A 24,630-nucleotide genomic window follows, 5' to 3' on the forward strand; every position below is an offset into this window, starting at 1 on the left:
CAATGAGAAACCTGATCAGAAACATCAAATTCAATATTAAAAAATCACTGGTAGAGATGAAGCCGATCATTCTGACTTATCACAGCATCCATAGCGGGAATCTCCCATTCCCTATCTGGACCCAGCTGGATTATCTTTATTTCGAACAACATTTACAGTTCCTATCCTCCAATTTCAACTGTATCAGTCTTGAAAGCCTGCAGAAACAGATACAAAATGGAAATTTCGAGCCCTATTCGGTTGTTGTTACCTTTGATGATGGTTATCACAATAACTTCTTTAATGCATATCCCTTGTTACTGAAATACAAAATACCGGCTACCATTTTTGTAACAGCAGGCTTTGTCGATAAAGACGAATATATCTGGTCTGATAAGATTGCCGCTATTTTGTCGCTTTTGGACAATGTGGCAATCGACCTGAATGATGTGACTGTAAAAATTGAATCGGTAAAGGACAAGGCCGTTGCATACCGTATGATAGTCAACCGGTTCAAGGCGCTGCATCCCGACGAGATCAAGACCTCCATCAGCAACCTGATGGAATACTTCGGGGTATCGGAGGAGAACCTGAAAACACCCCTCCTCAAATCCTGTTTCGGTCACCTGGACTGGGACGAGATCATTATAATGCGCGATTCAGGATTGATCGAGATAGGTTCCCACGGAATGTCCCATTCCATATTGGCCCGCCTGTCCGATAAGGAAGCCAAGGCGGAAATTTTTCAGTCCAAAAACACCATCGAGACCAAACTGGCGCGTTTTGGGCCGGTAAAATTCTTCGCCTATCCCAATGGGGGTGAAAACGATTTCACCAGGGCTCACCGGAATCTTCTCATCGAATCCAACTATCAAGGGGTCCTGACCACCAGAATCAACCGTGTCGACCAAGGTTCGGACTGCTTCGAACTGCCCAGGGTCTGCATCGGCGACGAATGCAGCGTCAACTATCTGCGCTACCTCATGTGTCAGTGACAACCTTCAACAAGGAAACCGTATGAAAGAAATGATCAACGAGCTTATCCATTACAGGGAATTGCTGTATATACTGACCTGGCGCGACATAAAAATACGCTACAAACAGTCAGTCATGGGCTTTATGTGGGCGGTGTTCATGCCCATGCTCATTGTTGCGGCCGGAATCATCATGAAACTGGTTTTTTCGTTCATCTCGGGCAAGCCCTTCAATGCCATGGATCTGGCATCCATTTCCGTCAAGGCCCTGCCCTGGTCCTTCTTCATCGGGTCCATCAGATTTTCCACTATCTGCCTTACGGCCAATTCCAATCTTGTGTCCAAGATCTATTTTCCACGGGAGATATTTCCCCTGGCGGCAATTCTGGCCAATCTTTTCGATTTCGCCATAGCAGCAAGCGCCCTGGCCGTGATCCTGACCATCAGCAATATCGGCATAAGCCTGAACATTCTATGGCTTCCGGTCCTGCTTTTCCTGCTGGTCCTGTTAACGGCAGGCATTGCCTTTGTCCTTTCCTGTGCCAATCTCTTCTTCAGGGACGTTAAATACATCGTCGAGGTTATCCTAACCTTTGCCATTTTCTTTACGCCGGTTTTTTATGAAGCTTCCCTGTTCGGCAAATGGTCGAGCCTGCTCCTGATCAATCCAGTGGGGTCCATTCTGGAAGCCATCAACAACGTGGTAGTTCTCCATCAACCTCCCGACCTGTTCTGGCTTGGTTATGCAGCAACCTTTAGTTTGTGCCTTTTTGTCGTCAGCTGGTTCGTTTTCCACCGCTCGGAATTCCTGTTTGCCGAACGCATTTAACCTTAAGAGGATCCATTATCGTGTCAGAAATAGCATTGGAATTAAACAGCGTCTGGAAGAAATTCGTCAAGGGGGAGCGCTACGACTCGCTCAGAGACCTGATCCCTGCCATTTTCAAAAACACCTTTTCCAACAACCGGACATCGGAACTGTCGGGCATGGAATTCTGGGCTTTGACCGATATCTCCTTTCAGGTCCGCCGGGGAGAAGCCCTGGGCATCATCGGCCCTAACGGCTCCGGCAAGAGCACCACCCTCAAGATCCTGAGCGGCATCCTACGCCCGACCACCGGCAAGATAACCGTTAACGGCAGGCTGAGCGCCCTTATCGAGGTGGGAGCCGGATTTCATCAGGACCTGACCGGACGGGAGAACATTTTCCTCAACGGCTCGATTCTCGGCATGAAAAAGGATGAGATCAAGCGAAGAATGGACGAGATCATCGAGTTCTCAGGTATCTCCGAGTTCATTGACACTCCGGTAAAACGCTTTTCATCGGGCATGTATGCCCGTCTTGGGTTTTCCATTGCTGCCCATGTGGACCCGGAAATACTCCTGGTGGATGAGGTGCTGAGCGTGGGGGACATGTGGTTCCAGGAAAAATGCCTGGAAAAGATGCTCTCCTTCAAGAACAAGGACATCGCCATTATTTTCGTTTCCCACAACTTGGAGTCGGTCAATGTTCTCTGCAGCAAAACGGCATTGATCAAAAAGGGCGTCCTGAGGAAAATCGGCGATACAGCTGAAACGATCAGGGAATATATCTGCTCCAATCAAGAAGATACGGTGGATACCTTGACTGAAAATTCCATCTCCAATGTGAAGCTGTTGAACATGAAAAACGAGTTGGTCTCCATCTGTTATCCCGAACAGAAGTGCCGGCTGACCTTCAAGATCAAATGCGACAAGCCCTTCAAGGAGTGCCAGATGGGCTTTCTAATCCACCGGTTGTCCGATGGATTGAGTATCTGCGACTACAACTTGTCGTTGAATTCCATAAAAACCACGGACAACAATGGGGATACGGCAGACGGCGCCATCGACTTCGATATCAATCTGCTGAGAGGGTCATATTCCGTGTCCTTACATCTGTATCATTACCCAAGCGCCACATTTCTCACCCGGGTGAAGAACATCGCCTATTTCAGTGTCGAAGAACGGGTAAGCTGGCATGGAGTTACCCATATCAGCCCACTCATTCATTCCATCGGATAAAGAATGCCTATTATTTCGGTAATAATACCTGCTTATAACTGTGAATCCTTCATTGGTAAGGCAATTTCCTCTGTCCGGACCCAGACCATGCAGGATTTTGAAATCGTGGTGGTCGATGATGGTTCGACCGACCGCACCCTGTCCGTGGTTGAATCCTTGGCCAGGCAGGATAAAAGGATCAAGATTGTTTCCCAAAAGAATTCGGGCAAACCTTCAGTTACAAGGAATGTGGGCATCAGGAATTCATCGGGGGAGTATCTCTGTTTCCTCGATGGTGATGATTTCTATCTCCCGAGGAAACTTGAAAAGGAACTGGAGATACTGCGTAAATATCCCGCCGTGGATCTGGTATTCCATGATGTCCTGGAGCAGACGGATCGCCATGCTCCCATGGAGGGTAGCTATCTGGGGAGAGCAGGTTTTCCCGCCAATGCCGCCGACTATATCTTCAGGGTTGAAGATGGCGTTTACCTGTGCAGAGAGAACTTTTACAACTTCATGTCCGCCTGTTGCGCCACGATCCTCATGTCGGCGCCCATGCTGAAAAGAGCCTGTCTGGACTCGCAAATGGTCTGGTTTCCCGAATTCATGACCATCGGCGAAGATATCGATTTGTGGTTCCGGCTTGCCATGAGCTACGGCTTTGCCTATCTGGACGAATCCCTGAGCTGTTACCGGCGCCATGACAAGAGCATTACCAAAAACGTGGAGAGTTTTCTCAAGGGTTCCATAGAAGTCCATAACCGCAATTACCAGCGGGGATGCCACCTGTTCACAAAGGGGGAAAAAATCAGGTACAAGAGCAGGATCAGCGCGCTGCACTGGCACCTGGCCTATTATTTGTACAGTAAATTTGAAATGACCGCGGCCAGAAAGGAAATAATCAACAGTTTGAAACTGAATTTTACCTTTAAGGCTCTGTTTACCTTTGTTAAGAGTTTGCTGCCCTTGAACATCATTAGATTCTGCAAGGCGTATTCCCAAAGACAGACTGTCTGAAATGGAGGGATTCAATATACTGAAACGATAACGGAGGGCATCAGCATATGACAACCAGATCTTCCCACTTGAGGTTATATCTATGCCAAAAATATCTGTCGTTATCCCGGTTTTCAATTGCGAAACCTACATAGAGGAAGCACTGAAGTCGGTTCAGACACAGCGTGTACAGGATCTCGAGATTATTGTCGTAAATGACGGATCGACTGACGGGACCTTATCCGTCGTCGAGGCGCTTGCCGAAATGGATAAAAGAGTCAGGATCATTACCCAGGCAAATTCGGGCAAACCTGCTGTAGCAAGAAATGCAGGTCTCAGGCATGCCGCCGGAGAATACATCTGTTTTTTGGATGGAGATGACCTTTTCCTGCCGGGAAAACTGGAAAAACAACTGGAAATTTTCCGACGGTTTCCCGAGCTGAACCTGGTCTTCCATGACATACGATATCTATATGAAAACAACCGGCATGACCTGGAAAGCTACCTGGGCAACGCCGGATTCATTGAGTCGGCGAAAGAATATCTGGCACCGATACAAGGGAACATCTACCTGTGCCGGGAAAACTTCTACAACTTCATATCCGCATATTTCCTCTGCATTCATACCTCGGCGGTCATGGCCAGAAGATCATGCCTTGACGACCAAAGCACCTGGTTTCCCGAAGACGTCACCATTGGCGAAGATGCCGACCTGTGGTTCAGGCTGGTATTGTCAAACCGTGTTGCGTTTTTGAATGAAATCCTCAGCTATTATCGGCAGCACAGCACCAGCATCACCAGCAACATGGCCGACTATCTCCAGGGATCGATCCTGGTGCACCGCCGGAATCTCAAGCGGGGGGAGAATCTGTTTACCCCTGGGGAAAAGAGGCTGTACGAGGAGAAGATCCGCGGGTATCACTGGCACTACGGCTATCTCCTGTACAGCAACTACGAAATGGAAGGAGCACGAAGGGAATATATGGATGCACTGAAACTGGGATATTCCACAAAAGCGGTGGTTGCCGTTGCCAAAACCATGCTGCCCAGGTCTTTCGTCAGATTCTGCAAGACCTGCCTGAGAGGATAACCCCATGCCCGAAGTTTCCATCATCATACCCGCATACAATTGCGAGCGTTACATAGGCCAGGCAATAGAATCGGTACTATGCCAGGGAGTGCGGAACCTGGAACTGCTTGTCATAAACGACGGCTCCACCGACGGCACTCTTTCTGTCGCCAACTCCCTGGCAGAAAAAGACAGCAGAATCCGCGTCCTCTCCCAGGCGAATTCGGGAAAGCCCGCAATTGCCCGCAATGCCGGGATACGGCAATCATCGGGGGAATTCATCTGCTTCCTCGATGCGGACGATCTGTTCTTCCCCCGGAAACTGGAGAAGCAACTGGACGTTTTCCGACGATACCCCCACCTCAAACTGGTCTTTCACGATGTTAAAAATCTTTACGAAAACGGGGAAGAGAGCGGCAGCTACCTGGGACGGGCCGAATTCCGTGATCATGTGGGCAACTACGTCAGCCGCGAAAGGGATGGACTTTATCTGTGCAACGGCAATTTTTACAACTTCATGTCCGCCCATTGCCCGAGTCTGGCCATACAGAACGTAATGGTACGCCGCGCAGCCCTGGAAGCTCAAAGCACATGGTTTCCCGAAGATATGAAGATCGGCGAGGACCTGGACCTGTGGTTCAGACTGGCCCTCAATACCCCCATGGCATGCATTATGGAACCACTGAGCTATTACAGGCGGCACGACAGCAACATTACCAATAATCTGTCAGGATATTTCAGGGGGTCTCTGGAGGTACACGAAAAAAACCTCAAGCGCGGCGCCAAACTGTTCACCAGGCAGGAAAAGGACATTTACAAAAGCAAGATATCAGCCCAGCATTTCCATTACGGTTACTACCTGTACCGAAACATGGACATGAAATCCGCACGTCAGGAATATATGAGTTCTCTTGGGCTGCAGCCGACACGAAAGGCCCTGTTCGCCCTTCTCAAAACCTTTATCCCCGCAAGGGTCATAAAGTCGTGCAGATACTACCTTAAGACAGATGAAGCCTGAAGATACCCGGAATCACTTGCCCGGCTACCTGTTGGTCATTCCCTGGGACCTATCATTCGTGGGAGGGGTCAACGAGGTCGTAAGGAACCTCTATCGGGAATTCCAGGAGCAGCATATTGTCGTCCCGTCAGTCCTGATTCCCCGATGGGAATGCAAGAGGCTGTCGAGGCAGCAGCTTGACGGCAGGATCACCTTCAATCTCAGGATGCCGGCGCCTCCTCTACCGGGCAACGACCTTGCCAAAAAATATGCGTCGTTTCTTGTGGGAGCGCCTAAGGCTCTGCTGCAGCTGCACCAGCTCTTGAAAAATGACCATATCCCTGTGGTCAATCCCCATTATCCGGGTCCCTACTTGATTCACTTCGCCCTGTTGAAGAAGATCTTCCCGGACCTTTTCCGCTTCGTCATCTCCTGCCACGGCAGCGACGTCCTGGCCATGGAAAACGGGACCCCCGGCACAACCACCACCCGCTGGATCCTCAAATGGGCAGACGCGGTTACCGTCCCGAGCCGCTCCCTCGCCACAAAGCTTGCGGTGGCGGTACCGGAAATATCTGAAAAGATCACCTGCATCTACAACGGCATCGGCCGGGACAAGTTTCTCTGCCGCAAAGAATGTGATCCGTATTCCGGGATGCAGCGCAGATACATCATTCACGTGGGATCTTTCGAGCGGGTAAAGGGACAGGATGTTCTTCTCCGTGCCTTCAAACGCGTCCACGACATCAACAGAGATATGAGACTAGTCCTGGTGGGGCGCAGCGGCAAACTTCTTCCCGAAATAGAGACGATGAGCAATGCATTGGGAATCGCCGATGCCGTATCGATCATGACCGACGTTGCACCCGAGAAGATTCCACCCCTGCTGGAACAGGCTCAGCTCGTGGCGCTTCCGTCCCGTTACGAGGGAGGCATTCCCCTTGTCCTAATGGAAGCAGGTGCCGTAGGCAAAGCAGTCATCGCTACTGACGTCGGCGGTAACAGCGAGTTGATCGACTCCGGGCGGAACGGTCTTCTCGTGCCGCCGGAAAATCCCCAGGTGCTGGCACAGGCCATGCTGACCCTTCTCGAAAACCCTCAACTGATGCTAGAGATGGGGAACAATCTTTACGATACCGTCTCCGGTTCATTCTCCTGGAAGATGACCGCCTGCCGATATCTTGAACTGGCCCTGCAGTGATCGCGTCCCACTGTGCTGAAGTTCGGACAGGGATCCTGCCACGACATTGTAGTGCCAGTCGTGAAACGCCGCAGCCGACGAAAAGAGCCAGGATTATGCGGTCGAGGAGCCCCTGCAGGCGCAACCGTAACCGATGACCGGAATTCCAGCGGCTGTTGCAACAAAAAATCACTTGTAGGCTGTAACCTAACAGGCTACAATCATCCCATGATCAAGAGCTTTCGGCACAAAGGCATTCAACTCTTCTTTGAAACGGGCTCGAAGGCAGGAATACAGCCACATCATGCAGCTCGGTTACGGGTGCAACTGACCCGTCTTGATGCCGCCACCTGCCCAAATGACATGAATGCCTCAGGCTGGAAGCTTCACCGGCTGACAGGAGAACTTGAAGATCATTGGGCGATAACTGTCAACGGCAATTGGCGTCTCACTTTTTCATTTGAGGATCAAGATGCAGTCCTGGTTGATTACCAGGATTATCACTAGAGGAGAATATTATGGCACGCATGCATGACCCCGCCCATCCAGGCGAAGTACTCCGCGAATTTCTTCCTGAAGACATGAGCATAGGCGAAATCGCAGCACGTTTAGGTGTATCGCGGCCACATCTTTCCCGTCTATTGAACGGACATGCGGCCATGACCGCCGAAATGGCGATCAAGGTGGGGCTGCTAACCCGAACTACCCCGGAGTCATGGTTAGTGAACCAAGCCAAATGGGATCTCTGGCGAGCTTCACAAAAACCGCTTCCCAAGGTCGAACCACTTGACCTGGAATCTGCGGCTTAAAGAAGTTGCAAACTCATCTCGTGTGTTGAGTCTGTTTTTTCTTTAGTCTGATTTTGGAATGCATCGAAAAAAAAGCTCCCCCGGTTCGTTTGCCGGGGGAGCTTTTTTGTATCCCTTTCGGGTCATGGAGTTACAGGACGATGCGCAGTCCTGTCGGTGGTGCCGGAGGCGTATCTGCAGTCGAAGTTCCGGTTGTGACCTGGATATCGTCGAGCCAGAATTTCTGGGTCTGCTTGGCGCCGTTGTGGAAGTACGGGGCGATCATGAAGGTGCTCCACTTCAGGTTCGGATTGGCGCCGGTGCGGATCATGATGTTTTTGTTGTCCATATAGGGTACACCGTCAAGCCAGTACTGCATGATGCCATCTGCCACCCCCACCCCGTTGATGATGGAGTTCATCTTCAGCCTGACCTTGACAGAATGCCATACACCGTTGGTAATGACCGGCATGGAGGCCTTCCATGTTTTTCCGTTTATCTTGGGGGTGCCCCAGCAGATGCCGTCAGGATAGGAGTCGGAACTGCCGTTACAGCCGAAGACGCCACGATTTTCACTGATTCCCTTCAGGGAAGTTCCTACCCGGTTCTGGTCGATGTTGAGAGCATCCTGGAAGGCAATAGTCTGCTTGCCTTCGATGGATTCAAGATAGGTGGTCAGATGTGTCTTTGCCGGTCCGATCCATGAGCTGTCCAGGTTGGACAGGAGGTAGAGCTCGTGTGGTCCATAGCCCAAGCCTGTCCATTGCCAGTTCGATGCGTATTTGACGTAATAGGTGATGGTGATGTCATCGGCATCGGTAAATTCCTTACGCAGCGCACCGGTTGTTGGAGTGCTGGCGCCGCTGTTGTACGAGTATTCCAGAACATTTCCCCTGGTGGCGTCGTTCACCACCTTTGAGTTGGTTGCCCCTGCGTCGAACCACCCCCTTGAAGACAGCAGGGCATCGTTGAACTTTTCCTGAAGCAAGGTTACTCCTGCAGTCTCAACCGGTGCCGCAGGTGCTGGTGCTGGTTCTACAGGTGCCGGGGCTGGTGCTGGCTCTACTGGCGCCGCAGGTGTAGACGATGTTCCGGATGTTCCAATAAATTTGTCCACTTCTTCCTTGGTGGTGGCGATAATGTAATCGTCCCAGTACATGTACTTGGTGGGACCGTTATAGGTTGCGGAAAGATTGCCCTGGATGAAGAAGAAGTACCAGCTGCCGTTATAGCCATAGTTGAAATAGGTTCCGTTGTTGATGGTTCCGTAGTCATTCCATTTTACATTGGTTCTTTCCCAGACAACGACATCGTCAACCCACAGCCTGATCACACCGTCAGCAACAGCCGAGCTTGACTGGGCGGTGAATTCCCACAGATATTTGTGCCAGTTGTTGTCAGGCCTGTAGATGCCGTTAAAAACATTGGAAGTGCCTATGAAAACTGAGTATGCACCCCCTACCAGCTCAGGGATAACGTCATTCTTCTCCATGTTGAAACGGAGCATTTTCAGGGTGCTCCCCTTCGATCCCCAATTGGAGTTGTCCGACAGCTTGGAATAATAGCCGATATACTGGGACCTGCCTTGCCATGGGGTCTGTGGATACCCCCCCATTTCACAGCCAATGGTTGTAGTGCCGCTGCCCGGAGCTACCTGGAACCGCAATCCTCGGCCGGCGTCGCCGTACGCGGATTCCTGGTTAATGACGACCGGATAGTTCGCGCCAAGGGAAGCCCACTTGTTGCCGCTTGCGTCGGTGGAGGTTATCCCCTTTGTTGCCTCATCGGTGATACCTGACCAGTCTTTGTCCATGTTGAAATGGTCGGCGACAATAATCATGGCGTTAGCCGAACTGACAGCGAACAGACATAATACAGATAGAAACAGCGTTGTAACCTTTTTTTTCATGCAGTAACTCCTTGTTGTACGAGTATAACAAACTGTCTCACCTTGTCTTTGTGAGACTACGGGTTAGTCCCTTTGGCAACCACTTCTTATGACACTGGCGCATATTCAGTGGTAGCTGTTGCCGGTATGGATTGTTGAGATTCATTGCCTGTGGCATCTATTGCCGAAACAGTGTAGCTGTAGTCAGTCGATGGGTTCAGTCCTGTGTCCGACATGGAGGTTCTGGTAACTGTTGTGACATAGGTACCATTACGATAGACCTTGTAGCCGGTAACCGCCACGTTATCCACTGCTGCTCCCCAGGAGATATCCACCTGCTTGGGCGATGAAGCTGTTGCAGCGAGTCCTGTGGGATCATCGGGAGCAAGATTATCCTCGACTGTTGCGCCACCGGTCATTGCCTTGGCTGCGGCAGTTGCCGGAGTGCCGATAAAACTTTCCACCTCAGCCTTGGTCGTGGCGATGATGTAGTTGTCCCAGTACATGAACTTTTCCGGGCCGTTATAGGTCGCCGAGAGGTTTCCTTGCAGGAAGAAGAAGTACCAGTTCGTCGTATAGCCATAGTCAAAATGGGTACCATGGGCGATAGTTCCATAGCTGTTCCACTTGACGTCGGTTTTTTCCCAGACCACTGCATCGTCAACCCACAGTCTGATCACACCGTCAGCAGCAGCCGAGCTTGACTGGGCGGTGAATTCCCACAGATACTTGTGCCAGTTGTTGTCAGGCCTGTAGATGCCGTTAAAAACATTGGAAGTACCTATGAAAACCGAGTATGCACCCCCTACCAGCTCAGGAATGACGTCATTCTTTTCCATGTTGAAGCGCAGCATCTTCAGGGTGCTGCCTTTCGTTCCCCAATTTGTATTGTCGGAGACTTTCGAATAGTATCCGATGAACTGGGACGGTCCTTGCCATGGAGCTTTTGGGTAGCCGCTCATTTCACAACCGATTGTTTCTTTGCCGCTGCCGGGGGCAAGCTGAAAACGAAGTCCTCGACCTGCATCCCCGTATCTTGATGCCTCGTTGATAACAGCAGGGTAATTAGCGCCAATTCCTCCCCATGCGTTACCATTTTGATCGGTAGATGTGATGCCTTTCAAATCTGACTCTGTTTTTCCGGACCAGTCATGGTCCATATCGAAACGGTCCGCCACGATAATGGCTGCATTGGCTGAACCGACTGCTATCATGCTGACAACTGATAAAACGACTAGATTAAAGATTTTCCTCATGTATTTCCTCCATACCCGCGCCCTTTGACGGGGAGCAAAAATAGGTTTGAAACGTGTAGTTGTGCTACGCTGTGGATAACCATTAACTATGCACAATCAAAACTTGAAAATCCTCCGTACGTTTTTGGTTGCAGGGTCCGTTGTCGCCGTCTGCGTCACGATCCGTTTTTCCATGCTCCTAGTTATGGCTGAAATAGCTTCTAATTGGTGTGACCAGAATCACCGGAGGGGAAATAGATGGACAGACGCCGTGAAGGCTTGATGATGAGGTTATAAGACAGGAGGACAGAAGTGAGGAAAACAGGGGGTGGGGAAGCAGTACGGTGCGGGAAAAGGTCTGATCAACGAAAGATCTCTCGTTCCATGATCTCTACTACCCGGGGCCAGGTGAATCGCTCCAATACCCGTTCCCTGGCCCGGTTCCCCATGGATGTTCTCAAATGGGAATTTTGATAAAAAGTGACAATCAACTCCGCCATCCGGATGTGATCGCCTGGCTCGACAATGAAGCCTGTTTCGCCGTCGGTTATGATCTCCGGCATGGCGTTCATGTTTGAGCCCACACAGACCAGGCCCTGGGTCATCGCTTCCAGGAAAACAAAACCGAAGGAATCACAACGGGAAGGAAGAAGGAAAAGGTCGGCACTTCGATAGTAGTCCAGCAACTCCTGACGGTCCCTGACGGCGCCCACATGGCGCACCCCTTCCTGATCCATATCCTCGGTGTAATTTGGCCCGATGATGGTCAGTTCAAGGTCAGGCACATATTTCCTTGCCAGGGTGAATGCCATGAGTACATCGGGCCCACCCTTCAGATGGAAAGTATAACCGACAAAAAGGCATTTTTTTGCAGGTTTTTCCGGTAACAGTATTCTCATGTTGCGCACGAAAAAATCATCCACTCCCATACCGGCGACGGTGATACGATCTGCCGGAATACCGTATTCGGCTATCAGGTGGCGGCGCACGAATTTGGAAGCCACGAATATATGTTTTGCCTCAGAGTAAAGACGCGTCTCGAGCTCGACAACCGCTTCACGCTCCCATGGTTCGGGGATCCAGGGTGAGTAGCCGTCCCTGTAGGCCAGTTTCATGGTGTAGGTGAAGAACAAATAGTATTCCAGCCCGGTTGACGCCGGATGCGGGGCATAAAGTCCGCCTATCTGCAGTATCTTGTCCTCCGGCTTCAGAACACGGTCGAGAAGGGCCCCGTTTATTCTCGTGTTTCGATGCCAGGCAGCGACGGAATAGGTTCCGAGCATGGAGCGGCGATGGAACCATTTTTTTTTGTTCGGATGGAACGACTGCAGCAGCACGCTGATCTTCGGCAAAAGACAGGATTGGGCATCGATGAAGTTGACTTCATGGCCATTACCGGTCAAGCCGTTACGCAGATAGACCGGCAGTCCCGAGGAAGACTTTTCTTGCGTCACCATATGAATAGCTGCCATTGACCGCTCCTTCGTCTGAAATTTCTGTTGATCCGTCATCATTAGCCATGCAGCCTGCTCTGGGCACCAGACTCGTACAAGCTTTCAATCTTTGCGATCCATGTTCCCACATCATATTTCGCAGCTATGTCTTTTTTTGCCCTGGAGACCATACTGTTTCTTACGGTATCGTCGGTTAAGATATTTGAGATGGCAGCAGCCATAGCCGGTGCATCGTCCGGAGGAAGCAGGATTCCGTTAATGCCGTCACTAATCACTTCCGGAACGCCACCGACCCTGGTGGCTATGACAGGAACGCCAAGACACATTGCTTCCAAAACCGTCAGAGGAATGCCTTCGTCAAGAGATGACAGGACGTACAGGTCAAGGGAGCTGAAGACCTCCGTCGGATCACTTATAAACCCTGCAAAGCGGAAATGGGCACTATGCCCCGACTTTGCCACCGACTCTTCCAGGACAGCCTTCTGGGAGCCATCACCAATGATTATGAAATAAAGATCGCTCCGTGTCTCAAGGGCGGACAAAGCAGCATCGATAAACTGTGCCCCTCCCTTAACCTTTTCCAGGCGACCGATAAAACCTACCAGCTTTGCCTGAGGCGGAATGCCCAGTTTACTCCTGGCCGATGTCGTGACAGGGGAGCGACAGGAAGAGACGGCAGGGATATTTTTGATTACTGTGATTTTGTCGGCACCTATTCCGCATTTTTCCAAACCTGATTTCACTGCATCCGAAACTGCGATGATCTTGTCGAACCGCCTCAGGCATTGAAGATTGACCCAGTAGAGGAATCGGGTGATCAGACGTTCCGCATGCAGCCCCCCATGTACCGTAGATACCGCTTTGATATTGAAAAGTTTGGCGAATAAAAAGGCCAGAATATTGGTTTTGTAACCATGGGTATGGATGACATCCGGTTTGTGCTTTTTGATAATGGCGTAGATGTCGTGCAGCTGGTTGAAATCGAAGGCAGAGCGAATGACGACCGGCTCCAGCGGAATTTTCAATTTTTTCGCTTCCTGCCACAGGAGGTCATTTTCATGATCGGGACGGACGAATATCCCCAGCACCACATCAAACCTGTTCAGGTCCACGGCTTGGGCAAAGGCAATAAGCAACCTCTCAGCCCCCCCGATCTTGTGCGATGCAATCAGGTGTAGCACTTTGGTTTTTATTGTACTGGCTTCCAGAGACAATCCCATTTATACCACCAGGGAAAACTGAAATTTTTAAGATCAAGTTGATTTAACCGGCTCGTTGAAAAGGGCTCCGGGTTGCAGCATTGTCTTCTCAACTGCAGGTGCCTGGGTTGTCGCAGGAGAAACCGCCCTGACCCGCTGGAAAAGGATGCCCAGTGACACAAGGGTGAAAAAAAAGGAATTGAATTCCTGGTCGAGAAAAAAGGAGCCAACCAGCAGCAGGTATAGAGCACCTTCCACGGCATTCACCTTCTGTATTGCATTCGAATCACCTTGTTCCCGGAACCAGGCCTTTACCGATCGCATGTTCATTACCACTTTCTTCAGCAGCAACAAATACAGGAACAATCCCATATAGCCCGTCTCTGCCAGAACCTTGAGGTAACTGTTATGGGAGACCTTCCAGGCAACATTGTATTTATGGTCATCGACTTTTGAAAACCTGCCGTCTGCCAGAAGCCTGCCATAAGCCGAGGGGAAGGCCCCAAAGCCCACACCGAATACAGGATTGGCATTGGCCATTTCCACTGCCCTTTTCCAAATGTAGGTCCTGCCGGACCCGGTTGATCCTTTCATAAAAATAGTTTGAATCCGTTCCAGATATGCAGGTGTAACCATGCCCATGAAAAAAACGGCAAAAACCCCCGTTATGAATACCCCCTTCAACAAGCCCAGAAGCGACGACCTGTTTTGCAGAATAGTCAACAGGGAAGCAAGGACCAGCAGCAGAAAGCCCATTCTCGACTGGGTCAACACTATTTGCATTAGTGTCGCCAGTGCAGTTATGAGAGCAATGATTTTTAGCATGAAATTCCTGTCCCTCAGGTGATACATGATGAAAGGTATGCACGACGTAAGGACCAAAGCAAGGTCGTTCGGGTCGTAAAAAGTTCCGACACTGGATCTTTCCGATGACTCCCCTATGAACAAGCCCCCCAAGGAAAGGGTGAGAATGGAAAACAGCACTGTCCTGCTGACAAGTTCGAAGTCTTCCTCAGTCTTGAAGCAGTAATACAATCCCCCATAGAGAACCAGGTTCTTAAGTATGACCGTCATGGTGCCGACTGTGTGCCCCAGGTGCATTGAGAAGGGGGCCGTGATGAGTACCCACAGCAAGACACGGAAAATGGCCTTGTTTTCTTCGGCTTGAACCTCCAGGCCCTGGTCCAGCTCTTTCTTTTTGAGCAGCAGGTAAGCCAATGTCAGTCCGCCGAAGATATATCCCAGGCTCAAGGGTTTAAGAAAAGTAAGTACATCCTGTGGCCGGCCTATATTGATGTACAGCAGGCCGAGAATGAACAGTTTTGGCATCGTCATAAGTCACCATGTCCGTTGGTTCCATCAACCGGTAGCCTTTCAGAAACGTAAACCCCACCGGTTTAAAGGTAGCCGTTATGGGTTATTCGACTTGTCCCACACCACGATAGTCTTCTTCCGGAATATTTTCAGCCAGGCAAGGAGACACGCCTCATTCATCTGAACAAATGATCTCATCAGGGCGAGAATGGCACTGCCCCCCGGCTTGATAAAAAGGAAGAATGCTACAAAAGCCGCAATCAGGAAAAACAGAACCTGGTGGAACAGGCTGCCGGCAAGGGCCAGAAAAACAATCACGCCGTAGAGCAATATGGCAAACCAAGGCAGAAGAAAACGAAGCATCTTGTGGGACCAGAGCATCCAGGCGAAAAAGCCGTGCCTGAAAGGGTTGAGCATGTCCCGGTTACTTATGAGGGCGCGGATGGTCCGGTTGGTGATCCTGATCTGCCGCGAGAACTCCATTCCCTCATCGTCAGCATGCTCTTCCAGGCAATGGACATCCTTGTCCAGAACCACCCGTTTCCCCTGCCGGACAACGTTCAGGGGAATGACGAAATCGTTGATGTCCTTTTCGTCCAGGGGACGGTAATACTCCCGTCTCATGGCGAATATTGCTCCGTCCGCACCGATACACGAACCGATGCGACTCTCCTGTTCCTTGATCCATCTCTCGAAGAGGGTGTATTTGCCCATGGTTGCCACCATGCTGCCGTCCCCTGCCTTACTCAGATAGCGGGTGCTCCCGGTGACCAGGCCTATCTCCTTGTCGGCAAAATTGCGCACCAGCAGATTTAGCATTTCCTTGTGGAACATGGAGTCGGCATCGGTAAATACCAGCACCTCCCCTCTGGCCAGGTCACAGGCGCAGTTCAACCCGTAGGTTTTACCCTTTCGCGTCTCATTTCTCAGCAGTTTCACCCCTTCTTTGGCGAAGCTGCCGGCAATTTCATCGGTTCCGTCCGTTGAAGCATCAGATATGACGATGATCTGCAGAAGCTCACGGGGGTAATGAAGCATCAGGGTGTTTTGCAGCTTCTTGCCGATGACGGCTTCCTCGTTGAAGGCAGGGATTATGATCGTCACCGGCGGTTTCCCCGAGCCTGCAGCGACTTTCCTGTTGCGGACAAGTCCCAGCAGATAGAGCATCCCCGGGTAAATGACATAGGGGTAAAAAATGAGAATTATGAGAACCCAGAACAAAAACGCCAGTATTTCCATGCTCTCTCCCGAACCGTTATTTGCAGATTAGTGAGGTAAACAGCTCCTTGTAACGGTTCACGGAGCTTTCAAGCAGATAGTTATCCTTGACGAAACGGTGGCCATTCTCTGAAATCCTTTGCCTCAACGGGGCATCGTTCTGCAAAACGGTGATGGCAGCAGCCAGGTGGGGGCAGCTGTCATCAGGTACCAGCAGTCCGTTGTGATTATGGGATACAACCTCGGCAATCCCCATCACTTCAGTGCCTATAACCGGCAGAGAGGCGGACATGGCTTCGAGAATGGTCAAGGGCAGGCCTTCGAAGCGGGAAGAGAGGCAATAAATATCGAAGGCGGCATAGAGCGATGGGACGTCATTGCGGGTGCCCAGAAATATGATTTCTTCCCCCGCCCCAAGAGTTGCCGCCAGTTCTTCAAGCTCCTTGCGACAGGGCCCGTCACCAACGATAACCGCCTTGCAGGGCCTGCCCCAATCCTTGAGCATGGCAACGGCTCGAATAAGGAGGGCCTGGTTCTTTTCCCGGCGCAGGTTGCCAACCGTTCCCACGACAGTCTCACCAGGCTTAAGCCCCAGAGACTCCCTCAGCTTGCCCCTGTCGCATTTTGATTTGAAAAGTTCCATATCGATACCATTCAGGGTCAATACCGCCTTGGAATTGCTGACGCCGTAAGCCTGTTGCAAATGGGCGAAGGATGCTTCCGATACGGCATTCACCACCTGGATGTTCCGCAGAAAGAACCTGAACCAGCCGTTCCAGAAAGGGGTATGTGCTTCCATCTCCCATTTGGAGTGCTCCGTGTGCATGACCGGCATCCCCAAAAAGCGGGCGGCCCAGAAAGCATAGAAGAGGGAGACGAAGTGATGGCTGTTCACCAGCCGAATCCCGTATTTTCTCATCAACTGCAAAAGCTTGAAGATCAGGCTCACATCGATGCCGCCGCGCCGGTCCAGGACATGACAGCAAATGCCGGCCCTGGTAAATTCACTTCGAAGAGCCCCGTCACGGAATGCGGCAACAACGGGAAAATACTGGGGCCCGGCATTCAAGCACAGATTGAAGACGACCCGTTCCGAACCGCCGGTGCCAAGGGTCGGCAAAACGAATAAAACGGGAACGGGAACTTTCATTGCCTTTTTCATATTTTGACCCGCCTGGCGAAGAGCCGTCTCTTCAGGTAAAAACCGAGACCCGGTTTTTCCTTGTTCAGAAGCCGCAGCTTCAGGTGCGTTTCCCGGGAAATGGGGCGTCTTTGCTTCATCATCTCGGGCAGATGCAGCAGAGCGTCCCCGACTGCTTTCACCCAGTAGTGGAGAAAACCGTCCCGCACCGCATAAATAAAAGTTGCAGGTAATCTCCGCACCAGATGCAACATGATGAACAATGGTCTGTAGTTGCGGATGGCCAGCCAAAAATCATTCCTGGTATCGTAATAGTAACGGCGCCACCCGGGCCGGGCATTCTGGGCATATTTATGGCTGACGGTCACTTGAGGCGTGTACCTGATTTCATAGCCACGGTCGATGATCCGGGCCGCCAGGTCTGCCCCCTCATGGCTGATAAAAAATTCGTCCGGATAAAGCCCCACCTGGTCAAGTACCTCCTTGCGAAAGGCCACTGCCCCCTCGGTTATCTCATTGGTTTCGAAGGAAAATTCCGCATAAGTACCGGGATCCCTGGGATGGCACCAGTTGCAGACAAGGCCCGAATAGTGATCGATCACCCTGAAGCAGACGGCACCCAATCGCGAATCAACGGCAAACATGCTGCCGATCCTTTCAATGGCAGTGGCATCAAGGCCAAGAATGTCATCGTCTATGGTAATTACAAACCTTCCCCTGGCAACGGCCATTCCCCGATTCCGGCCCACAGCACCCATGTTTTCAGGCGGCCGCACCAGGGTAAAAGCAGGAAATGATGCTCTGACGAATTCTTCGGTGCCATCCGTAGAGCAGTTGTCCACCACTACCACCTCCACAACCGGGCTAGTCAGTCCGTCCAGCTGCTGCAGCAATTCGGCGAGAACTTCCTTCCTGTTATAGGTAAGGACGACAATGGAAAACAGCGGCATGGTTCCCCCAGCTATTCCCATATTCCTTCCAGCGATTCATGACTTCTCGATCTTCCTCCCCGCTTACTGAGCGACCGATAGAAGGCATCGGCCATCCAGTACATGAAAGGCAATGGATCGGAAAAACTCAGGTCATCGTAATGACTGGCTTTGCGGTGCGGCCGGAAATATTCCCTGAGAAAAGCGAGCTTGTTCTCGGCCTCTCGCAGCGACGGCATGAAGGCGGCCAGATCGCCCCCTATCCAGCGTGTGACGACCCCAGTGCTGAATGATGCTTGTGAAGGAACATCACCCCTGGCTGCAATCTTGTAAACCAGGTAGGGAAAATCGACCCCGCAGGCGATACTTTGGGCCAGAGAGCCCCAGAAACGGGGATTGACGTCAATCAGGTAAGGGACCCCGCTGCATTTTTCAACGATGAAGTCGGCCTGACAGACCCCATGCCATTTCATCTCCTCAAGGAGCCGCTGCAGGCTGTCTTCTGCCCCCTTGTGTTCGACGCTGATCCTCAGGGTGGCCTGTCCGCATTTGATGGGATAGCTGCGCAGCTGCCTGTAGCCAACCTTTGCCCGGTATTCCCCCTGTCGAAAGAGCATGGCCACGCAATGGGTCTGGCCATCGATTTTTTGCTGAATGAAAAAGCGTTCCCAGGGGCGTCCCCAGTGGTCGTCACGGCTCAGCAGGCTTTCCATTTCCTGGGGCGAATCCACCTGGACTATTCCCCATCCCCCGCCCCCTTGTTTGGGCTTGATCAGCACAGGAAAAGGCAATCGATCAGCCCTCCCCAGCCTTACATCCTCGATTTCGAAGGTGGCGGGGCAACGGATGCCAAGTTCTGCAGCCAGCGCTCCCCAGCGGTCCTTGTTGTGGGCAGTCAGGATTTGATCATAGTCAGGGACCACCACATTTGTATGCTGTAGAAACTTCTGTTTGTGTTTGGCTATCAGATAGGTTTCTTCCCCGACCGGTATCAGCACATTGCAGCAATGGAGCTTTACTTTTTCCATCAGTGTCTGGACGAACCCACTTTGTTGGCTGAAGGGTGAAGGGTAGAGAAATGACCCGCTACTGTATTTGGACGCAAAGGACATGGATCGGGGAACGAAATCAGAAGTGTAAACCCGAATGTGCTTAGTCCCCAGGCTTTTGGTTATGGCATAGGCCATTCTGTTTCTGGCATTGGTCACTATTACAGGCATTTTATCTCTTTTATACGTTGTTAATTCAGGAAGCAACGCAACTATTTTTGTTCAAGTGAACAAGCCAATGATAAACGCTGATCAGTATCATGAGCCCGATGACAAAAATGAACATGCCTATAACATCATGTATGGTTCCTGTTATGGCTTCTATACCGTAATGTTGCCCGATAATTCCAGTGCTGGTTATGCGCATTATATTGTTCAGCAGGGCAACGGGAATGGTAACAGCAATGAGTGTCAATTTTTTCCATGAAGATGACTTCATATGATAGGCAAGAAGGCTGCCGAGCATAATGTAGGAAACCAGGGATTGCATGCCGCTGCAAGCCTCGACAACGCTCAGTTGCAGGTTGGACAACTGGATAATGTTTCCGTCTCTTAAAACGGGGATGCCGAAACTTGAAATTATTCCGGCAGAAAGAGTGCTGGCTAAAAGCTTCATGGAGCCGGTAAGGCGCAAATAGACAGAACTTGGTATGGGAAACATGAAGAAAAGAAACAGGTATGGAAAAATAAACAATTTGAAAAGCTGTAATCCAAAAAACGAAACTATTAGTCCGGCGATTGAAATCATATAGGATAAATAGGCAAATGTATCAGATTCATAAGCTAAAGCAGCGACATATACAAAAAGACCAGCGTATGTCATGATGCAACCCCTGTAGGATGGCTGCACATGGTTGCTCTGCAAGCTTTTATGTTTCATGAAACATAACCAGGCAATAATCGGCAGTACAAAATAACCGTGGGAACACTGTGGCATCGATCCCCATGCCTGGACAAGCCGTAAGTAAACCGGGAAATAAAGGACCGTATGCAAAACAATGAATAAAGCTACAACTGTTAAAAAATAAATGTTTTGCCCCTTATATCCTGGATTTGCCATATGGATCACCATTATCTTCCTGTAAAGCACTGTCTATGAAAGGATACACATCTGTAATGAACTGGCCCAAATATCGATCTGACGCTTCATTATTCTCTGGTTTTAAGGGCATTGAAAATCTTATTAAGGCATTGTCTGTTTTTTTTCCCTGTATCAATTTCTTTACCAAATCAGTTCTAAGCCTTAGTAAGTTATTTGTATTCAGGGTGTTGTTCATGAAACCGAAATACACAATTTCATTAGTCGCACCTTTACTTACTTTCAATCTGGAAAGATCAAGTTTTTTACCACCGGCGAATACGGTGATATCGGAATTTTCCACAATCTTCCATCCCTGGGCCGGGTAACAGATTGTAGGTAGATGGGCTGAGTCAGATTTCTTCAAGCTGCTGTAATAACCCACATAAAGGTTAACCTGTCCGCCGTTATTCTGATAGTTCCTGAAGAGGAACGCATCAGGCTTGATCTTGTCGATTGTTGCATCGTCAAGGCCCAGATCTCGCCCTTTCCAGCCATTTATATGCAAAGGTATGCGAAGATCTTTTTCATTTTTTGTTTCCGGGCGCATGTTACGAACAAGAGTGCCTGCAGCAACAAAAACAATCAGTGTTAAAAAGGCTATGATGGTCAATTTCATAGGGCATTCTTACCCAATATCGAATTGAAGACATCTGATAGCATTCCCGTCAATGTGCGTCCGTTGAATTTTGCAATAAATTCCGGGTTTACTTTTGGTTTAAGGCTGTTTGACTGCCATTTGCCGTATAGGTCTCGTAAAGCAAGATATACTTTCTCGGGATCCTTATCAGTGATGACATATGAATTGGAGGAGTAACTTCTGAACAATTCCGCGTTGTCACCTTCAGGCAGGTCAGCAATGACAGGTTTGCCTGTCTCCAGATATTCGAATGATTTATTGGCAATCGATACGGAAAAATACCGGTCCACATGGGGCAATTGAGAAAGAAACAATACATCAGATTGGTAAATGTGAGCTAAAGCCTGTTCGTGTGGCAAATTGCCGATGATCTCAACCTTGTCCTCAATGCCAAAAAATTTGGCCTTTTGCATAATGCCTTTGTATGTGTCCCCTATGGATCTGAATAGTATTTTACATCCCTGCATTTTTGCCATAGCTGCAAACAGTCTGTCCGGGTCTCTTTTCATTCCGTATAAATGGCCCGCATGAGATATTATCATTTTATCATTTTTCAGTTCAGGACAGTTTGATCTGAAGTCAAACCCATTGTTGATTACTGATATATTCAGTTCTTTATAACGATCTTTGTATAATTGTTCTCCGCCTTTTGTATTTGTTATGAGATAGTCTGTGTATTTCAATACAAGTTTTTCCATATACTTTCTCATGACTGAATAGTATGAAGGTACTTTTTCATGATAGTCCAGGGCATAGGGGTCCCTGAAATCCAATACTAGCGGGAGTTTCAGCTTTTTCTTCAATAAAACCCCGGCAAGGGCTGTGGAAAAAGGTTTGCAGGTTACATAAATAAGGTCGTACCCGTGGTTTTTATAAACTTCAAGACTCTTTGAAACTGCGGAGGGGACAAATCCAACAGCGTTGTCAGGAAAAAGCAACAACCGCTCAAAAAGCCTGAAATTGCTGTCAAACCCGCACTTGTCCCAGAGTTTTCTGACCAGAACATCGGGCAGTGCCACAGCATCAAAGGTAAACTGGCTGGCTCGAAAAACATTACTATCATCGGCGGTAATGACATTGTCTTTGCTTTTTACCGTGACAACCAAAGGCTCATAACCATAGAACGGCAGATTGTCCACAAACCTCTTGATTCTCATGCATCCTGAGGCAATGGCAGGCGGATAGTGATAAGAGAGCATCAGCACTTTTTTTTTCGGCAGTTGATCCAAGCTTTTCACCATTTTTTCAAGAATTTTGTTACTCGCCGGACATCTTTGACCGTTACCAGAGGGTGAACAGGAAAGGTTATCAGTTCGCGCGCCATTTTTTCAGCGACTGGATATTCCTGGTTGAGAAACAGCTTCCTGGTCTGTTCAATGTGATTGACCGGACCAGGGTAACCCGGCATTATTCCCAAACCTGATCGTTCTGCATCATCAAGGATTTCCGTCCTGAGCCTTGAATCAGCGATCCCGATCGGGAAACGAATCAGGTCAGGTACATTTCCAGGGTTATGAAATATTCTTCCGGCCCTGGTTTTTCCCGCAAAATCTTGCCAGCACATCACTATTTCCTTGCGGGCACGTTTAAATTCGTTGATTTTGCCCAGCCACCTTCTGGCCAGTCCAGCCTGAAAGGAAGACATGTATTTCAAGGTAAAGGTGCTTGGGTAAAGGGTCTTACCAAGCCCAAGGAACGGTATGGACTTGGGTAACCAGAAAAGAGACGGCCGCATAAACAGCCACAATATAAGTCCCTGAATAACCAGCACCAGGTTTTCAATGAAAGTACAGTGGGGCAGCATCTGCAACCGTGTTTGCAGATGCTTTGCAATGTCGTCCCTGTTTGTGACGATTATTCCCCCCTCGACCGTTGATAGCGCCTTTCCCCGGCCAAGGCTGAAAAAACCAACATCGCCAAGGCATCCCAGTTTCTGCCCCCCATATTCACCCCCCATGGCCTGGGCGGCATCTTCGACGAGAATTGTCCCGGCTTCCGCCATCTGCCTGATCCTGCCGATTTCGCAGGGGATGCCGAAGAGGTGGGTGGGGATCACGCAGAGAATTCTGCCCTCCCCTTTAAGGAGCGAGGAAAGCATCTTCCGGTCGAAACCGAGGGTCCTGGAATCCATATCGCAAAGCCTGATCTTCAATCCGGCCCGGATCACCGCTGCCGGCACCGAATAGCAGGTGTAGGCAGGAATCACCACCTCTTCCCTGCCGGGCGAAAGCTCTTTCAGGGCTTGAAGGATCACCGTCAGAGCCGCCTTACCCGATGAGACGAGAAAGCAGTGCTTTACCCCGAAGTATTGCTTCAACTCATCTCTGAACCGTTCAATTTCCCGTTGGCCATTGAACAATCCGCGGATGCCGTTCAAGATATCGACAAGGGAGATGGGCGCTGCTGCCGGCGGTATCGATCTGCCGATTCTCATGGTATGCCGCGCACGATTTTAGGCCCCACATAATTGGCAACAGCCAGGGGCAGGCGCTGCCAGACCTTGATCATGGTCCTGTATTTGGGGTTCGACGGATTAAGTTGCGGCAGACGGGTCCCTTCCTCGATCAGATACTGCCAGTACAGGGGTACCGCCTCAGCTCCCCACTGTTTCTTGAAACGGTAGGTGCCCTCTCCCGGCGTCGAGCGGCCGAAGTCGAACCTGCGCGCCCTCATCTTCAAGGCACACCTTATGGCTTCCCAATACAGGAGGTTGTTGGGACAAAGGTTTCGATATTCCTTGATGGACGAAGCCCAGGGCACCTCCACCGTATCCCTGAACCACATCATGATGCCTGATGCTACCGTGGTGCCATCCAGCAGTACCGAGACAATTTTCGTTGTCCGGGGAAAGGTTTCCATGATGTTCCTGAAAAATTCCTTGCCGTAAACCGGCGTCCCCAGGTCCCGCATATTTCTGCAAAAGACCCTGTAGAACGGATCGAGCAGTTCCACATGCCCTGTGATCACCTTCAGGCGGCTTTTTTCGGCCTTGCGGATCTGGTTTCGCACTTTTGTATCCAGGATCTTCCATTGCGCCGCTTCGTTCTCCTGCAGCGTAAGGATCATGGTCACCTTATGGCTCCTGGTCGCCATTCCCTTCAGGCACTTGTCCAGATGGCGCAACTCCACATGGGTTACCTCCAGCTCCTCCCTCATTGCCTTCGCCCTGTTGATAAGCAGCCTCTCCACTGTCGTGTCGTCACAGAGCACGCCACCATAATTGCAGAATGGCACTGATACCAGGTATCTGCCAAAGAGGGCGCTCTGCATCTTCACCAGCGGCAATACGCCGCACACCTTTCCCGAGTCGCCCCTGGCCGCCAGAAAATACGCCTCATGGCCAAAGCTTTTCTCGATGACCTCTTTCCATCCATACTGGTGATAGCAGGTCCCTTCATCGTGACCGAGGACATAGGCATCCCAGGCTGAATCGCTGTTTGTGATCAAATCTACGCTGATTGGCATCAATGGAATCCT

At 50.2% G+C, this 24,630-nt stretch carries 23 protein-coding genes; 9 read left to right on the forward strand and 14 right to left on the reverse strand.

The annotated features are described in order from the left end of the window. Positions 1 to 2: 2 nt before the first annotated feature. The 9 genes from GEOB_RS14640 to GEOB_RS14680 all read left to right on the forward strand — a co-directional run bounded on the left by GEOB_RS14640 (position 3) and on the right by GEOB_RS14680 (position 8,029). Entirely contained in the window at positions 3 to 974 is a 972-nt protein-coding gene (locus tag GEOB_RS14640; protein WP_012648024.1) for a polysaccharide deacetylase family protein, read from the forward strand. A 22-nt stretch (positions 975 to 996) separates the two neighbouring features. Then, positions 997 to 1,782 (forward strand): ABC transporter permease, encoded by a 786-nt coding sequence (locus GEOB_RS14645; protein WP_012648025.1) that lies wholly within the window; start codon positions 997 to 999, stop codon positions 1,780 to 1,782. 20 nt (positions 1,783 to 1,802) lie between these two features. Next, positions 1,803 to 2,996 carry an ABC transporter ATP-binding protein gene (locus GEOB_RS14650; RefSeq protein WP_012648026.1) on the forward strand — a complete coding sequence of 398 codons (1,194 nt, stop codon included), beginning with the start codon at positions 1,803 to 1,805 and terminating at the stop codon, positions 2,994 to 2,996. A 3-nt stretch (positions 2,997 to 2,999) separates the two neighbouring features. Next, positions 3,000 to 3,995 carry a glycosyltransferase family 2 protein gene (locus tag GEOB_RS19415; protein WP_012648027.1) on the forward strand — a complete coding sequence of 332 codons (996 nt, stop codon included), beginning with the start codon at positions 3,000 to 3,002 and terminating at the stop codon, positions 3,993 to 3,995. Between the two features lie 82 nt (positions 3,996 to 4,077). Next, positions 4,078 to 5,064 carry a glycosyltransferase family 2 protein gene (locus GEOB_RS19420; RefSeq protein ID WP_012648028.1) on the forward strand — a complete coding sequence of 329 codons (987 nt, stop codon included), beginning with the start codon at positions 4,078 to 4,080 and terminating at the stop codon, positions 5,062 to 5,064. Positions 5,065 to 5,068: 4 nt separating this feature from the next. Then, the gene (locus GEOB_RS19425) at positions 5,069 to 6,061 is read left to right on the forward strand and encodes a glycosyltransferase family 2 protein (RefSeq protein ID WP_012648029.1); all 993 of its coding nucleotides are present in this window, start codon (positions 5,069 to 5,071) and stop codon (positions 6,059 to 6,061) included. Further along, positions 6,051 to 7,241, forward strand: a complete 1,191-nt coding sequence (locus tag GEOB_RS14670; RefSeq protein ID WP_012648030.1) for a glycosyltransferase family 4 protein — start codon at positions 6,051 to 6,053, stop codon at positions 7,239 to 7,241. The genes GEOB_RS19425 and GEOB_RS14670 overlap by 11 nt, the downstream gene beginning before the upstream one ends. Before the next feature lie 207 nt (positions 7,242 to 7,448). After that, positions 7,449 to 7,727, forward strand: a complete 279-nt coding sequence (locus GEOB_RS14675; RefSeq protein WP_012648031.1) for a type II toxin-antitoxin system RelE/ParE family toxin — start codon at positions 7,449 to 7,451, stop codon at positions 7,725 to 7,727. Positions 7,728 to 7,738: 11 nt separating this feature from the next. Then, positions 7,739 to 8,029, forward strand: a complete 291-nt coding sequence (locus tag GEOB_RS14680; RefSeq protein WP_012648032.1) for a HigA family addiction module antitoxin — start codon at positions 7,739 to 7,741, stop codon at positions 8,027 to 8,029. 130 nt (positions 8,030 to 8,159) lie between these two features. On the opposite strand, the gene GEOB_RS14685 is transcribed toward GEOB_RS14680, so the two are convergent. From GEOB_RS14685 to GEOB_RS14750, 14 genes are all read right to left on the reverse strand, one after another. After that, positions 8,160 to 9,917, reverse strand: coding sequence for a hypothetical protein (locus GEOB_RS14685; protein WP_012648033.1), 1,758 nt, complete (start codon positions 9,915 to 9,917; stop codon positions 8,160 to 8,162). An 86-nt stretch (positions 9,918 to 10,003) separates the two neighbouring features. Beyond that, positions 10,004 to 11,152: a fibronectin type III domain-containing protein gene (locus GEOB_RS14690; RefSeq protein ID WP_012648034.1), complete on the reverse strand. Its 1,149-nt coding sequence runs from the start codon at positions 11,150 to 11,152 to the stop codon at positions 10,004 to 10,006. 341 nt (positions 11,153 to 11,493) lie between these two features. After that, a complete protein-coding gene (locus GEOB_RS14695; RefSeq protein WP_012648035.1) occupies positions 11,494 to 12,603 on the reverse strand; it encodes a glycosyltransferase family 4 protein in 1,110 nt (369 codons plus the stop codon). A 41-nt stretch (positions 12,604 to 12,644) separates the two neighbouring features. Further along, positions 12,645 to 13,805 carry a glycosyltransferase gene (locus GEOB_RS14700; protein ID WP_012648036.1) on the reverse strand — a complete coding sequence of 387 codons (1,161 nt, stop codon included), beginning with the start codon at positions 13,803 to 13,805 and terminating at the stop codon, positions 12,645 to 12,647. Positions 13,806 to 13,838: 33 nt separating this feature from the next. Further along, on the reverse strand, positions 13,839 to 15,113 hold the full coding sequence (locus GEOB_RS14705; RefSeq protein ID WP_041267162.1) for an O-antigen ligase family protein: 1,275 nt from the start codon (positions 15,111 to 15,113) through the stop codon (positions 13,839 to 13,841). A gap of 81 nt (positions 15,114 to 15,194) precedes the next feature. After that, positions 15,195 to 16,337, reverse strand: coding sequence for a glycosyltransferase family 2 protein (locus tag GEOB_RS14710; protein ID WP_012648038.1), 1,143 nt, complete (start codon positions 16,335 to 16,337; stop codon positions 15,195 to 15,197). Between the two features lie 16 nt (positions 16,338 to 16,353). After that, the gene (locus tag GEOB_RS14715) at positions 16,354 to 17,478 is read right to left on the reverse strand and encodes a glycosyltransferase (RefSeq protein ID WP_012648039.1); all 1,125 of its coding nucleotides are present in this window, start codon (positions 17,476 to 17,478) and stop codon (positions 16,354 to 16,356) included. Next, positions 17,475 to 18,428: a glycosyltransferase family 2 protein gene (locus GEOB_RS19430; protein WP_049764383.1), complete on the reverse strand. Its 954-nt coding sequence runs from the start codon at positions 18,426 to 18,428 to the stop codon at positions 17,475 to 17,477. The genes GEOB_RS14715 and GEOB_RS19430 overlap by 4 nt, the downstream gene beginning before the upstream one ends. Beyond that, positions 18,419 to 19,606 (reverse strand): carboxylate--amine ligase, encoded by a 1,188-nt coding sequence (locus GEOB_RS14725; protein WP_012648041.1) that lies wholly within the window; start codon positions 19,604 to 19,606, stop codon positions 18,419 to 18,421. The genes GEOB_RS19430 and GEOB_RS14725 overlap by 10 nt, the downstream gene beginning before the upstream one ends. 25 nt (positions 19,607 to 19,631) lie before the next feature. Next, entirely contained in the window at positions 19,632 to 20,495 is an 864-nt protein-coding gene (locus tag GEOB_RS14730) for an exosortase/archaeosortase family protein (protein ID WP_195892551.1), read from the reverse strand. Further along, on the reverse strand, positions 20,476 to 21,132 hold the full coding sequence (locus tag GEOB_RS14735) for an exosortase C-terminal domain/associated protein EpsI (protein ID WP_012648043.1): 657 nt from the start codon (positions 21,130 to 21,132) through the stop codon (positions 20,476 to 20,478). The genes GEOB_RS14730 and GEOB_RS14735 overlap by 20 nt, the downstream gene beginning before the upstream one ends. Further along, entirely contained in the window at positions 21,129 to 22,310 is a 1,182-nt protein-coding gene (locus GEOB_RS14740; protein ID WP_195892552.1) for a glycosyltransferase, read from the reverse strand. Before GEOB_RS14740 ends, GEOB_RS14735 begins: the two co-directional genes overlap by 4 nt. Before the next feature lie 77 nt (positions 22,311 to 22,387). Then, positions 22,388 to 23,587 (reverse strand): DegT/DnrJ/EryC1/StrS family aminotransferase, encoded by a 1,200-nt coding sequence (locus GEOB_RS14745; protein ID WP_012648045.1) that lies wholly within the window; start codon positions 23,585 to 23,587, stop codon positions 22,388 to 22,390. Further along, positions 23,584 to 24,618 carry a FemAB family XrtA/PEP-CTERM system-associated protein gene (locus tag GEOB_RS14750; protein ID WP_012648046.1) on the reverse strand — a complete coding sequence of 345 codons (1,035 nt, stop codon included), beginning with the start codon at positions 24,616 to 24,618 and terminating at the stop codon, positions 23,584 to 23,586. The genes GEOB_RS14745 and GEOB_RS14750 overlap by 4 nt, the downstream gene beginning before the upstream one ends. Between the last annotated feature and the right edge of the window lie 12 nt (positions 24,619 to 24,630).

It is taken from the genome of Geotalea daltonii FRC-32 (assembly GCF_000022265.1).
Lineage (GTDB): Bacteria > Desulfobacterota > Desulfuromonadia > Geobacterales > Geobacteraceae > Geotalea > Geotalea daltonii.